General features: G+C 61.9%; 13 protein-coding genes. 2 read left to right on the forward strand and 11 right to left on the reverse strand.

Going from position 1 to position 12,096, the window contains the following annotated elements; genetic code table 11:
• Positions 1 to 3 precede the first annotated feature (3 nt).
• Entirely contained in the window at positions 4 to 597 is a 594-nt protein-coding gene (locus tag ACN0X7_RS13160; protein ID WP_417517954.1) for a LysE family translocator, read from the reverse strand.
• A 72-nt stretch (positions 598 to 669) separates the two neighbouring features.
• On the opposite strand from ACN0X7_RS13160, the gene ACN0X7_RS13165 reads away from it, so the two are divergent.
• Positions 670 to 1,122, forward strand: coding sequence for an Lrp/AsnC family transcriptional regulator (locus tag ACN0X7_RS13165; RefSeq protein WP_417517956.1), 453 nt, complete (start codon positions 670 to 672; stop codon positions 1,120 to 1,122).
• A 14-nt stretch (positions 1,123 to 1,136) separates the two neighbouring features.
• Here ACN0X7_RS13165 and ACN0X7_RS13170 read toward each other — a convergent pair whose 3' ends face one another.
• Both ACN0X7_RS13170 and ACN0X7_RS13175 read right to left on the reverse strand, forming a co-directional pair.
• Positions 1,137 to 1,550, reverse strand: a complete 414-nt coding sequence (locus ACN0X7_RS13170; RefSeq protein ID WP_417517958.1) for a PaaI family thioesterase — start codon at positions 1,548 to 1,550, stop codon at positions 1,137 to 1,139.
• 43 nt (positions 1,551 to 1,593) lie between these two features.
• Positions 1,594 to 1,881 carry a FliM/FliN family flagellar motor switch protein gene (locus ACN0X7_RS13175; protein WP_417517962.1) on the reverse strand — a complete coding sequence of 96 codons (288 nt, stop codon included), beginning with the start codon at positions 1,879 to 1,881 and terminating at the stop codon, positions 1,594 to 1,596.
• Between the two features lie 49 nt (positions 1,882 to 1,930).
• Between ACN0X7_RS13175 and lipB the strand changes: the two genes are divergently transcribed.
• Complete coding sequence (gene lipB, locus ACN0X7_RS13180; RefSeq protein ID WP_417517964.1) at positions 1,931 to 2,557, forward strand: lipoyl(octanoyl) transferase LipB; 627 nt, start codon at positions 1,931 to 1,933, stop codon at positions 2,555 to 2,557.
• Between the two features lie 7 nt (positions 2,558 to 2,564).
• Here the strand turns inward: lipB and ACN0X7_RS13185 are convergent, their stop codons facing one another.
• The 8 genes from ACN0X7_RS13185 to ACN0X7_RS13220 all read right to left on the reverse strand — a co-directional run bounded on the left by ACN0X7_RS13185 (position 2,565) and on the right by ACN0X7_RS13220 (position 11,825).
• Entirely contained in the window at positions 2,565 to 3,164 is a 600-nt protein-coding gene (locus ACN0X7_RS13185) for a pyridoxamine 5'-phosphate oxidase family protein (protein WP_417517966.1), read from the reverse strand.
• 137 nt (positions 3,165 to 3,301) lie between these two features.
• The gene (locus ACN0X7_RS13190) at positions 3,302 to 4,240 is read right to left on the reverse strand and encodes an FAD:protein FMN transferase (protein ID WP_417517968.1); all 939 of its coding nucleotides are present in this window, start codon (positions 4,238 to 4,240) and stop codon (positions 3,302 to 3,304) included.
• Complete coding sequence (locus ACN0X7_RS13195) at positions 4,237 to 4,752, reverse strand: nitrous oxide reductase accessory protein NosL (protein WP_417517970.1); 516 nt, start codon at positions 4,750 to 4,752, stop codon at positions 4,237 to 4,239. Before ACN0X7_RS13195 ends, ACN0X7_RS13190 begins: the two co-directional genes overlap by 4 nt.
• Positions 4,749 to 5,570 (reverse strand): ABC transporter permease, encoded by an 822-nt coding sequence (locus ACN0X7_RS13200; RefSeq protein WP_417518047.1) that lies wholly within the window; start codon positions 5,568 to 5,570, stop codon positions 4,749 to 4,751. Before ACN0X7_RS13200 ends, ACN0X7_RS13195 begins: the two co-directional genes overlap by 4 nt.
• The gene (locus tag ACN0X7_RS13205; RefSeq protein ID WP_417517972.1) at positions 5,570 to 6,466 is read right to left on the reverse strand and encodes an ABC transporter ATP-binding protein; all 897 of its coding nucleotides are present in this window, start codon (positions 6,464 to 6,466) and stop codon (positions 5,570 to 5,572) included. The genes ACN0X7_RS13200 and ACN0X7_RS13205 overlap by 1 nt, the downstream gene beginning before the upstream one ends.
• Before the next feature lies 1 nt (position 6,467).
• Entirely contained in the window at positions 6,468 to 7,718 is a 1,251-nt protein-coding gene (locus tag ACN0X7_RS13210; protein WP_417517974.1) for a nitrous oxide reductase family maturation protein NosD, read from the reverse strand.
• Between the two features lie 3 nt (positions 7,719 to 7,721).
• A complete protein-coding gene (gene nosZ / locus ACN0X7_RS13215; RefSeq protein WP_417517976.1) occupies positions 7,722 to 9,638 on the reverse strand; it encodes a TAT-dependent nitrous-oxide reductase in 1,917 nt (638 codons plus the stop codon).
• Between the two features lie 15 nt (positions 9,639 to 9,653).
• The gene (locus tag ACN0X7_RS13220) at positions 9,654 to 11,825 is read right to left on the reverse strand and encodes a 4Fe-4S binding protein (RefSeq protein WP_417517978.1); all 2,172 of its coding nucleotides are present in this window, start codon (positions 11,823 to 11,825) and stop codon (positions 9,654 to 9,656) included.
• Between the last annotated feature and the right edge of the window lie 271 nt (positions 11,826 to 12,096).

Consider the following 12,096-nt stretch of genomic DNA (forward strand, 5'->3'; position numbering starts at 1 on the left):
CCTTCACCCCGCGACCAGCGGATAGAGCGTCGCGATCAGCAGCAGCGCCATCACGATGTTGAAGGTCCTCAGACGCACCGGGTTCGTCAGAAACCGGCGCATCTGCTGACCAAGAACCGTCCAGGAGCTGACCGCCGGCAGATTGATTGCGCCGAAGATGACCCCAACCATGACGATGGTGGAAAGATCCTGTGACGGTGCGTAGACCGTGACGGCGCTCAAAGCCATTGCCCAGGCCTTCGGGTTGACCCACTGGAACAGGGCGGCCTGAAGGAAGGTCATCGGCCTGACGGTCGCACCCGCTTTTGCCGGTTCACCTGCGCGCGCGATCTTCCAGGCCAGATAGACCAGGTAGATCACGCTCAGAACGGTCAGCACGTCGTAGGCGCGCGGATAGGCGGTGAAGATCCCGGCAATGCCCATCCCGACGATCACCAGCATGAAGACGAAGCCCAGCGCCACGCCCAGCATGTGCGGCACGGTGAGGCGGAAGCCGAAATTCGCGCCCGACGCCATCAGCATCAGATTGTTCGGTCCGGGGGTGATGGATGTGACCAGGGCGAAGGCCGCCAGCGCGAGAAGATGATCGATGCTCATGGCGCAATGATGCGCGATCTTTTCCGGCCATGGATTGCGTACTGGGCGAATCGCTGCGCAAAATTGCAATCAATGAAGCCTATCGATCAGATCAACGACAGGATATTGCGAACTCTCTCGACAGAGGGACGCATCAGCAATCTGGAACTGGCGGACCGTGTCGGGCTGTCACCATCGGCCTGTCTGCGCCGGGTTCAGGAACTTGAGCGCGCCGGTGTCATTCAGGGCTACCGGGCCGTCATCGACCGCAGCAGGCTGGGGGTCGGCTTCGTCGCATTCGTCGCTGTCGGCCTGTCGGATCATTCGAAACAGTCGCAGGAATCGTTCGAACGATCGATCTCGACCGCACCTGAGGTTCTGGAATGTCACAATATCACGGGCACGGTGGAATACCTGCTGCGTGTGGAGGCGCGCGATCTGACGGCCTACAAGTACTTCCACACGCAGGTGCTCGGTGCGCTGCCCCAGGTGAATGCGATCACGACCTATGTGGTGCTGGATTCGCCAAAGGATGAGCGCGCCTGAGCAGGGAGGTGCAGCTATTTCCGGACCGGCATGACCATCTGGGTCTGCGTCACGACGGCCGCCTTGCGCCCGTCCTCGCGGGTGATGGTCGTCGTCCAGACCATGGTGGTGCGGCCCTTGTGAACCGGTTCGCAACGGGCGCGGGCCTTCTGGTTGACCGGAATGCCGGCGAGGAAATTGGTCTTGCTTTCCAGTGTGGTCGTCGTGGTGTCCGGCGGCAGATTCACCACGGTCGCGACTGCGCCGACATTGTCGGCCAGCGCCATGATCGCGCCGCCATGCATGATCGACGGGTTTGTGCAGAATTCCGGCTTCACCAGCATTTCCGCCTCGACCAGATCGGGTTCCACGGTGGTGAATTCGATGCCGAGCGTCGCCCCGAACGGCGTCATCCGTTCCTTGACCATCTGCATCAGCTTGTCGGACATGTTTCGATCCTCCCGGTTGAGGTTCGAAGCCTATCCGCTCAGGTCAGGATTGTAAGCCCGTATAGGTCTCGACGACCGAGATGCCGACATGTTCGCCGGTGACCACGATCTCGCCGCGGGCGATGATCTGGTTGTTGGCCAGGATCCAGGCCAGGTCGTCAACGCCGGAATCGAGTTCGATCACGGCGCCGCGTCCCATCTTCAGCAGCTGGTGAATGGCCATCTGGGCCCGGCCCAGGACGACCGAGATTTCGACATCCACTTCGCCGACGGCCTTTTCGATGCCGCCGGGACCGGATTGGGCGTCTGTGCTGTTTTCGTCAGTGCTCATGAACGCTATCTAAGGGGAACAGGGTTAGCGGAGTGTAAACAGAACCGAAATGTCAGTTGAATGGCGGCACAGCCCGGAACCGGTCGGTTATCCGGATGCGGTCGGCTGGATGGAGGACCGCGTGGCGGCCATTCGCCAGGACCGTGCGAGCGAATGTGTCTGGCTGCTGGAGCATCCGCCGCTCTATTCGGCCGGAACGTCCGCCGACGCCGCGGACCTGCTGACGCCGGATCGCTTTCCGGTCTATGAGACGGGCAGGGGTGGCGAATACACCTACCACGGACCCGGTCAGCGCGTTGGCTATGTGATGCTGGACCTGAAGGCGCGGGAACCCGACGTCCGCCGCTTCGTTCGGGATCTCGAAGCCTGGATCATCCACACACTGAAAGCCTTTGATGTCACGGGGGAGCGCCGGGACGGCCGCGTCGGCGTCTGGGTGGTGATGCCGGATGGCAGCGAGAAGAAGATCGCGGCGCTGGGCATCCGCCTGCGCCGATGGGTCAGTTTCCACGGCATCTCCATCAACCTGAACCCCGATCTGACGCATTTCGACGGTATCGTGCCTTGCGGCATTCAGGAACATGGCGTGACGTCACTGGCCGATCTGGGGGTCGATGCAGGCATGGATGATCTGGATCGGGTGCTGCGCAGGGAATTCGACAGGATCTTCACATAGGGGTCGTCTACGGCGCGCACCATCCGCCGCTCCATTGGCCTTGCTGCCATTCAAAGCGGGCGCGGCGGTGATCGGACGCGGACAGATACAGCCAGTCGAAGCGTTCGATCCGGGTCAGCACGATCGCGAAATTCCGGCGGCCTTCCGCACTGCCGGCCGCGTCATACGGTACCGCGCCGGGGTCGGGCACGGCGGCACCCGGTGCGACGGTCATCTGATAGCACTCGCGGCTCATTTTCTGGGTCATCTTCCAGGCCAGATCGAACAGCGGGCCGGCGGTTTCGATCCGGGCCTGCCCGTGCAGCCGCAACTGCAGCTTTCGCTCCGCGTCATAGAGGTGGAATGCGACTTCGGGGTTCGTCGAGTAATCCGTCACCTTGGGCGAGCGCCGGTCGGTATGAAATCGAAGCAGGCGTTCGGGCCAGTCGCAGTCGCGCAACACCACCGTGCGGATGGCGGGCGCACCATCGGCCCCGACGGAAGCGACCGTCGGTGTATGCGCCACCCCGCGACGATCGCGGGCACCGTCCGTCAGGATCGCGCCGACAGTGCCCGGAATCTCGCTCAGGTCCAGCGTTTCGTATGTATCCAGCCGCACCTGTTTCATGAAGGACTCCCGATGACGAAGGCGAATGCGCGACCGTCATGATGTGAGTTCGGCGAGCAGTGGGCAAGCATCGAACGCAGGCCGATATTCCTGCGCTTTCAATCTTGCTGGGAGAGCATCTGTCGCATTCGCGGAGATCAGGAGAGCAGTTCCAATCGCGCTCCGGGGAATCCATGCATCAGAGCCTCAGCGGCCCTGCGATCCAGCAGACTGATCGCCGTCGACAGCGCATCTGCAACCGCCGCCTGCGCGTCCGAAACGGAAACCAGGTTCCATTCGCCGCCCGGCGCGCCGGTCCGCGGGTCGATCATATGCCGACTGTGAAGCTTGTCTTCCGGCAGGCCGCCTCCGGGGGAGGAGGTCGCAAGCGCCCGGTTGGAGAGGTCGATATCCGTCACGACGCGACCGGCGGGATCGGCAACGCCTACCCGCCATGGACCTCCTGACGGACGCTGTCCCTGCGCGCTGATCTCGCCCATGTCGATCAGCACATCGGCAAAGCCCTCACGTCGCAAAAGGTCCGCCACACGATCCGCCACGAACCCCTGTGCAATGCCGTTGAGGGTCATTTCCATGCCCGGACGTCGAAAGCGGACCGAGGTTGTTGAATATCGAACATGCTGCCAGCCCGTCAGTTGCCGCACCTGATCCAACTCGCCCGTATCCGGTTGCCGTCCTTCCTGTCCGGCCCTGGCGTGAAGCCGCCACAGCCGCTGCACCGTGGGGTCGAACGCACCTGATGACTGTCGGTGAACGGAACTGACAAGACTGATCACCTGGAGCAGTTCCGGTGGCGGGGTGGCAATCTGGCCCTCCCGATTCAGGCGGCTGATCACCGAATTCGACCGATAGAGGCTGAATATATCCTCCAGCCGTGAAATCTCGCTCTCCACCGATTTCACGACGTGATCCAGTTTTGCGAGGTGCGATCCCTTCAAGGTTATGGAAGCCTGCGCGCCGAGCGCTATACCGCGCCACGTCACTGTTTCAGTGGCTGCCGATGCAGCGATACCGCCCAGGGGCGCCACCATCGCGGCAGCGGAAATCGCGATGAATCTCCTTCGGGTCACGGTCATGACGCATCCTTTCCAGGCAGGGATATCTCGACGGGCGACAGCACGGCTTCGTCAGGAATCTGCTCCAGAGTCATGATCGTGCCGCCTTTCGTTGCAGCAAAGGCGCTGGCCGCATCGCGTGTCAGGAACGGGGTGACCTCAGGGGCTCCCATTCCGCCGGTGACACGCGCACCGACGACGAAGAACGCGTCCCTCGCATCTATCCAGTTGTCAGCGCCCGGATTTTCCCAGCTTGGCGCGGTCCCCATATCCGAAACGTAGATCGCCACCACCGGCGCAAACTTTTCGGGTCCCTTCAGAAAGGCCAGTCCGTCGCGGACCTGGGCGAAGAAGATCGGATAGGAGTAGCCCTCAAGATGGATCTGTGCCTTCGGTCCTCCGTGGTCGATGACCTGCATCCGGCAGAAATGGCTGAGCGTTTCTTCGGTCAGGGCTGCCGGACCGGGTATTTCGGCGTCATCTTCCTGGCAGGCTGACAGCACGATGAGCGCCATGAGCAGAAGCACTCTCATGGATCGATCCGCCTGAAAATCTGTTGCGCCGCCACTAGTGCCGCGACGGGCCATGAGACGAGTGAGAGCGGTGCGACCCACGAAGGCAGGGCGGCACCTGCGCCGGTCATGCCGGTGGCCAGTGCGACATCGGCCGATGCGGAAATGCTCCAGAGCCGGAAGGCATCCGCCGGATTGAATGCCAGAAGCCAGGGAAAGATGTCCCGGGTGAAGGTGCCCCCGTCATCGAAGACCACGGCACCAAGCAACCCGAGATCGTAGAGCACCACCAGAACCAGCCAGACACCGATCGCCGTTCCCGCGGCACCGGCGACACTTCTGGACAGGGCGGAGACGGCATATCCGATGGCCAGGAAGGTCGCGCCGAGCAAGATCGACCCGATGACAAGTCTGCCGAGGGCGATGAGGCTTTCGTAACCCGCGCCGCCGAAAGCGAATGCGGCCATGCCAGCAGCACCGAAGCCGATCAGCATGGCCACGGACAGGACTGCCAGATGGGCAACGAACTTGCCGAGCAGGATCTCGCTGCGTCGCACGGGGTAGGTGAGCAGGAGGGCAAGACTGCCGCGCTCCACCTCGCCCGAAATCGCGTCGAAGGCGATCAGCAACGCCAGCAGGGGTGTCAGATAGACCGCCAGTGTGGTCATCGACGCGACCGATACCGTCAGCAGGTCGACACCCAACGCGCCCGTGGGACCCGCCCCTGCGAAGGTGAGCGCCAGCGAGAAGAGCATCATGATCAGGATTGCCATCAGCGCCCAGCGGTTCCGCATGGCGATACGGTATTCGATGGATGAGATGGCAAGGATGCGCGCGATCATGTCAGGGCGTCTCCCGAATAATGCCGGTAGACTTCCTCAAGACTGGGTTCGTGCATTTCGATGTCGGATACCCGGTCGGCAAAACTGGTGATCCGGGCGAGCGTGGCCATTTTCCGGGCCGGTTCGCAGGTGAGTTCGAGCGACGCGCCATTGATCCGGCGCCCGCCCATCTTCAGGTGAATTTCTCCCGCCGTGTCGCCGGTCGTCGTCACCGTGATCCGGATCGGCAAACCGGCCTGTTTCCTGAGGTTGGACAAGCTGTCGTCGGCGATCAGGCGACCCCTGTTCAGGATCGCGATCCGGTCGGTGCGGGCTTCGACCTCGGTCAGGGCGTGGCTGGCGATCAGGACCGTCGTGCCTTTTGCCGCCATCTCATCGATGATACCGTAGAGTTCGGCTCTGGAGATCGGGTCCAGACCACTCGCAGGTTCGTCCAGCAACGCCAGCTTCGGGCATCCGAGAAGAACCTGCGCCAGGCCAAGGCGCTGACGCATTCCCTTCGACCAAGTTCCGATGCGGCGGTCGGCGGCATCCTTCAGGCCGACACGGTCCAGCAGGTCGGCGACATCGCTGTCCGGCGTGCCAGCCAGGCGGGAGAAGAGGCCCAACTGCTCGCGGCCGGTCAGGGACCGGTGAAACGATACGGATTCCGGCAGATAGGCAGTCACGGACCTGGCGACGTCAGTGCCGGGTAGCGAACCGAGAACGGAAATACGTCCCGACGATGGCTGGCTGAGACCCAGCACCAGCTTCATCAGGGTACTCTTGCCGGCACCATTGTGTCCCAGCAGGGCGATACGCTCTCCGACACCGGCGCCCAGCGACACGTCTTCCAGTGCCACATGCTTCCCGTAGGATTTCCCGATCCGCTCGATTGCGAGGACCCCGGTCATCTCAGGACCCTTCCCAGCCGGTCGCCGGAATTTCCGCCGGCTGCATCAATGGATGCCGGTCAATCACGCCACCGGGAAGCAGGGCAGGGAACTCCGACTGCGCCCAGCGCATCAGCTGTACCGCAGGTGATCCCAGCAGCAGCTTTGCCGCGGGCTGACTCCACAGCACATGATCCATGCTGTCATTCGGGCGGTAGGTCGCATCCGCTATTCCGTCGCCGTCGATGTCATAGGCCGCGAAGTCGCTCCAGTAGTTCCCCCGGCCATCGACCGACCAGTCGAGCCAGCGCGAACCGACGTATTTGACCTGTGTGCGATTGCCGACAAAGGCATTCCCCGTGATCCGGTTCCGTTCGGATCCCGCCGTGAAATGGATACCGATGTCACAGCGTTCGAACCGATTGCCCTCGATCCGGTTCTTGTGGGCGTTGTACAGAAAGGTGCAGCGATTGCCGCCGTCCTGAACCAGGTTGCCCTGAACCACGGACTGGTTTGTGTAGTTCAGCATCACGCCATGTTCGCGGTCGTTGATCGATACATTGCCGATCACGCGAACCTTCTTCGAATACATGACCGCATAGCCAAGATCGTTGCCCACCGACAGGTTCCCGGATACCTCGCTGTCGTTGGCGTACATGTAGTGAACCGCAAATCTGAGATCGCGGAACCGGTTGCCTCTGAAGGTGTTCCTGCGGGACGTGTTGACGAAGATTCCGTCGCGGCCCCAACGGATATCATTGCCTTCGACCGCGCTTCCCGGCGCGTTCCAGACATACACGCCGTTGCCGCGATCGTTGACGCGGTGATCCCGGCGCCCCTCGATCACGTTCCCCGTCACTAGCGCGTCATGCGTGCCGTGGACGTCGACACCATACAGATTTCCGACGAGGCGGTTGTTCTCGACGCGCGCCCGCGTCGCCTTCTTGCCCAATCTGACGCCTGCGTCTCTGGTTTCATGAGAAGAGCCCGAGCCGCGGATGGTCAGACCCCGGACGATGACGTCCGGCACTTCCACCGTGATCACGCTTCCCGTTTCCCTGCCGTCGACCACAGCACCGTCGCCTTCCAGCACGATCCGGTGCCGGATGGTGATCGGTCCGAAGTGCGTGCCGGGGGCGAGTCGCAGGACATCTCCGTCTGCGGCCCGCCCGACGGCCGCCTTCAACGCACCGGGTTTCGCAGGCACTGTTATTTCTGCCGCCCCGAGAGACGACGAAAGCAGCACCAGCAATACCCCGGCGCGCAGAAGCATGGCTCAGGTCACCCGCGGCTCGACGAGCATCCGGCCACGCATCTCCATGTGCAGCGCGTGACAGAACCACTGGCAATAGAACCAGTGCACACCCGGCCGGTCCGCCGTGAAGGTGACGGACGCCGTTGCCTGCGGAGCCACTTCCATCGCGACCCCGTAGTTCGACAGGCAGAAGCCATGGGTCACGTCATCCACATCATCCAGATTGGTGACGTAGATGGTGACCTCATCACCTTCCCTGACCGTGAACTTCTCCATGCTGAACGCCGGTGCCACGGACCACATGTAGACCCTGACCTTGTTGCCGTCCCGGATCGGTTCGTCCGCACCGTCGTCCAGGTTGACGCCGTCAGCAGCGGCCTGCTTTCGGGCATCCTCCCACATCGGATCATTGCGATCCCATACGTTCCTCGGGTTGACGATGTCGCGGCGGACGATGATGCAGTCATGCGGTTCGGCGAAGGTTGGACCGTCGTGCACGACTTTCATGTCATCGGAGGAAATGTCGATCAGCTGCTCGTTCTCGGGCTTCAGCGGTCCGACATTGATGAACCGGTCCTTTGAGAACTTGTTCATCGAGATCAGCCAGTTGCCGTCGGCTTCGGCGGTCTCGCCCATGGACGTGTGATTGTGTCCCGGCTGATAATGTACATCGACCTTCGAGATGATCGGATCCACATCCTCACCCGCATAGGACCGAAGGGCCTTTGCGATGTCCCATTTCACCACCTGGCTGTCCAGAAACAGCGTGGTGAAGGCATTGCCCTTGCCGTCGAAGGCCGTGTGCAGCGGACCGAGACCCAGCTGCGGTTCGCCGACGATGCAGCTGCGCGGGTCGGCGTTGCTGGCAAACAGCGCATCGACCTTTTCGACGTCGATGATCGAGACGGTGGGCGACAGCTTCCCGCTGATCACCACGTGCCGCTTGTCAGGCGCGGTGTTGCAGCCGTGCGGGCTGTTCGGGATGGGGACGTAGCGGGTGTATTTCGAACCCTTGCGCCCGTCGAGCACGCGCACGCCGTTCAGCATCTGACCGTCGCCGGCTGCGACGCCCGCTTCGATTTCCTTGATGTTGAAGATCACGACATGGTCGGTCTCGCTCTCGGTCATCTCCGCCAGGTTCATGCCCATCTCGGAGTTGTAGCTGGTCGAGAACGCATATTTGCCCTGATAGTCGGCATCGCAATTGTCCAGGTTGCCGGACACGATGACCTGCCAGGCAACATCCATCGTGTCGCCGTCGATGGCCGTGAAGATGTTCACGTACTTGTCCGGCTCATCCAGAATCTTGCCGTCGTTGACCAGCGGCGTTTCGTGCTCGCCATTGCAGAAGACATAGCCGGTGCGGGGATACTTCTGCGGCCTGAGACCGTGGATATCTGAAGCGTTCGGCACCTCGATGATCTTGTCGCATTTCATGACGTCGCACCGGACGCGGGCGACACGGGTGTTGGCCTTGTCGTTCATGAAGAGATAGCGGCCATCGTAGGTACCGTCGGTGAAGGACATGTGCGGATGATGCAGATCGCCGTTGTCGTATGTCTTCATGCCCCGGGCGGCCAGAAAGCGCTTCGTTTCCGGAAGCAGGTTCTCGTTCAGGACCTTCAGGCTCTCGTTCGTCTGCCCCCAGCCGGTTGCCGAGCAGCGGTTGAAGACCGGAACGCGCATCAGTTCACGCATCGAGGGAAAGCCCATGATGCGCAGTTCACCGGCCTGACCCGACGACCAGAAGCCGTAGTAGTCGTCCAGTTCACCTGGTGCCAGCGCCGCATCCGACGCTGCCGCCACAGCGGGCCGACTGCCCGTCAGAACCGCACCGCCGCCGGCAGCGGCCGCGACCACGCCGGTGGCCGTCGCACCCAGAAGGCCGCGTCGCGTCACCGCAAACTGTTTGCCGTCGTTCTTTACATCATCGGACATTTTCTCTCTCCCTGATCAGATGTTTGTTTTGGGCTCGGACTCACGCTTCGCCAGCGCCGCGGCCAGCCCCTGCGCGCTGCGCGCCAGCTTTTCCCGGCGCTTCAGTTTCTTGATGACGACAGGACAACGGTCGCCGGACTGGTAGAGCACCTGGCAATGCAGGCAGTTCACACATTCATTGGGATTGATCTCGCCGGTCGGGTGGATGGCCTGGACAGGGCATTCCTTGGCGCACAGGTGACAGGGGTTCCCGCACTCGTGATATCTTTTCAGCCAGTTGAACATCCGCATCCGCGCGGGGATGGCCAGCGCACCGCCAAGCGGGCACATGTAGCGACAGTAGAAGCGCTCGATGAAAAGCCCGGCGGTCAGGATCGACAGCGCGAACAGCACGAACCACCATTCGCGGGCGAATTTCAGAATGATCGCGGTCTTGAAGGGTTCGACCTCGGCAAAGGTTTCCGCCAGCGGAATCGAGGCGAGCGATATGCCGAACAGCCCGAGAAAGATGATGTATTTCAGCGGCCAGAGTCGTTCATGCAGGCCCCACGGCAGGGTCCATTGCGGGACTTTCAATGCACGGGCGATCTTGTTTGTCAGTTCCTGCAGGGCACCGAACGGGCACAGCCACCCGCAATAGGCACCGCGACCCCAGAAGATCAGGGATGTCGCGACCGAGAACCAGAGGATGAACACCATCGGGTCCAGCAGGAATGCGTCCCAGGTGAAGCCCTCTTTCAGGGCACCGCCCAGGGCCATCAGGTTGACGACGGACAATTGTGCGTTGGCGAACCATCCCAGGAAGACCAGCGTGACGGTCAGATAGCCGATCCGGATCCAGCCGAACACGCGTTCGTTGCGGGTGAACTGTTTCTGGAAAAAGAAGATCGCCGTGAGCACCAGCAGCATGACAGCCAGCCCGCCGATCTCGAAGCGCCGGTCATACCAGATGCGCTGCCACAGCGCGGACTTGGCGTTTGCTTCTTCCTCATCATCGTGCAGGACAGGCGGTGCCTGCGGCACCAGATATGAGTCCGGCAACTGATAGCCGAGATCGAACGTCAGGAAACTCTTGTCGATGGCACCGACAGAGCGCTGGACAAGCAGTTGCAGCCGCCAGGGTGCGGCAGGATCGAATTCGGCATCTGCGGGAATTCTGAACAGGTCGAGTTCGGCGAAACTCGGCGCACCTTCGGCCGCGATATGACCCAGCCGCTGGTGATCCCGATCGAAAAACCGGACAGAACTGTCACCCTGAATGAGCTGGATCCGGTCGAATATGCCGCCCCGGACATAGCCCGATCCCTTGAACGAATATCGGCCGCGCCCGGCAACCAGGATGGCGTGTTCACCGTCCTTCAGCCAGCTTTTCAGATTGGCATATTCCGCTTCGCCCAACAGGCTGATGCCGATGGACGGAACGCTCACGAGGGCTGCCTTCATGTCGATGAAGGTGTCTGCCGGCTCTCCCCGTTCCGGGCGTGCGATCGCCCTGGCGTCACCGGCCGCTTCATAGGCCGCATTCACCTGCCCGACATCTAGTGTCAGGCTTCGAACGGCACCGTTTCCGGCCAGTGTCTGCCAGTCGGATTCGGTGACCCGCGCCATATCGATCTGCCGTCGGGGTCCCGACGCGACCCGTGCTTCAAGGCCGCCCAGGCCAAGTGCTCTGGCGACTTTCAATCCCGCGCGAATGATGGAATCGTCGATCACCATGATGGTGACAGTCGCGCCGGAAATGATGTCCAGTTCGTGCGCCGAGCCACTGCTTTCGGCCTCCGCCCGAAGGTCAATTCCGGCATAGCTGCCGGTCAGCGCCTGGACTTTCGAATCCGGTATGCCGATCAGCACGATCGGTTCTGAATGCTTCACCAGCTTGACGCCGGTGATGACGGCTTCCGGCGAGATTGCGGCAACGATGTGAATGGGTTTTCCGGAATACCCGGTGGTGCCGACGAAATCCGACGTCAGGAATGCCCAGCCGACGGTTTCGCTACCCCGGAACACGGCGGCCACCGGGACATCATCGCGCACCGGACCGAACGATGTTGCACCCGGCACCAGATCGGCTGGCTGAACGTCCGTGAGATAGGTGTCAATCAGCGGGCCATCCTGCGCAGATGCCGGCGCGAGAGCTGCACCCGACAGAATGAAAATGACGGCCAACAGGATTCGGCAGGATTGCATGGCTTCCCCTTCAAGGCCTGAACCCTAGGCAGAAGGGGGCCGCCGTTCGTTGACCCGGGTCAAGAGCCGTGAGAAGGCAGTTTGTCGAATGCCCTGACGCTTGGTGGCGCCGGGAAGGAACATGCCCGGCTATCGAAGGCTGTGGCCAAATTGCCCGCAGGTCGAACTTGCTGCTAGACTGCCGGTACACGGCGCTGGCTGCTGATCAACCTTCAGCTACCCTGTGGCGTTGCCTGCACAGGCCCATGAAATCGGAAGTGAACATCCGTCA

Source organism: Minwuia sp., from assembly GCF_048263705.1.
Taxonomy (GTDB): domain Bacteria; phylum Pseudomonadota; class Alphaproteobacteria; order Minwuiales; family Minwuiaceae; genus Minwuia.

Excerpts from the sequence above, each read along its gene's own strand:
- ACN0X7_RS13160 (WP_417517954.1), bottom strand. The coding sequence starts at position 597 with ATGAGCATCGATCATCTTCTCGCGCTGGCGGCCTTCGCCCTGGTCACA.
- ACN0X7_RS13165 (WP_417517956.1), top strand. The coding sequence starts at position 670 with ATGAAGCCTATCGATCAGATCAACGACAGGATATTGCGAACTCTCTCG.
- ACN0X7_RS13170 (WP_417517958.1), bottom strand. The coding sequence starts at position 1,550 with ATGTCCGACAAGCTGATGCAGATGGTCAAGGAACGGATGACGCCGTTC.
- ACN0X7_RS13175 (WP_417517962.1), bottom strand. The coding sequence starts at position 1,881 with ATGAGCACTGACGAAAACAGCACAGACGCCCAATCCGGTCCCGGCGGC.
- lipB (WP_417517964.1), top strand. The coding sequence starts at position 1,931 with ATGTCAGTTGAATGGCGGCACAGCCCGGAACCGGTCGGTTATCCGGAT.
- ACN0X7_RS13185 (WP_417517966.1), bottom strand. The coding sequence starts at position 3,164 with ATGAAACAGGTGCGGCTGGATACATACGAAACGCTGGACCTGAGCGAG.
- ACN0X7_RS13190 (WP_417517968.1), bottom strand. The coding sequence starts at position 4,240 with ATGACCGTGACCCGAAGGAGATTCATCGCGATTTCCGCTGCCGCGATG.
- ACN0X7_RS13195 (WP_417517970.1), bottom strand. The coding sequence starts at position 4,752 with ATGAGAGTGCTTCTGCTCATGGCGCTCATCGTGCTGTCAGCCTGCCAG.
- ACN0X7_RS13205 (WP_417517972.1), bottom strand. The coding sequence starts at position 6,466 with ATGACCGGGGTCCTCGCAATCGAGCGGATCGGGAAATCCTACGGGAAG.
- ACN0X7_RS13210 (WP_417517974.1), bottom strand. The coding sequence starts at position 7,718 with ATGCTTCTGCGCGCCGGGGTATTGCTGGTGCTGCTTTCGTCGTCTCTC.
- nosZ (WP_417517976.1), bottom strand. The coding sequence starts at position 9,638 with ATGTCCGATGATGTAAAGAACGACGGCAAACAGTTTGCGGTGACGCGA.
- ACN0X7_RS13220 (WP_417517978.1), bottom strand. The coding sequence starts at position 11,825 with ATGCAATCCTGCCGAATCCTGTTGGCCGTCATTTTCATTCTGTCGGGT.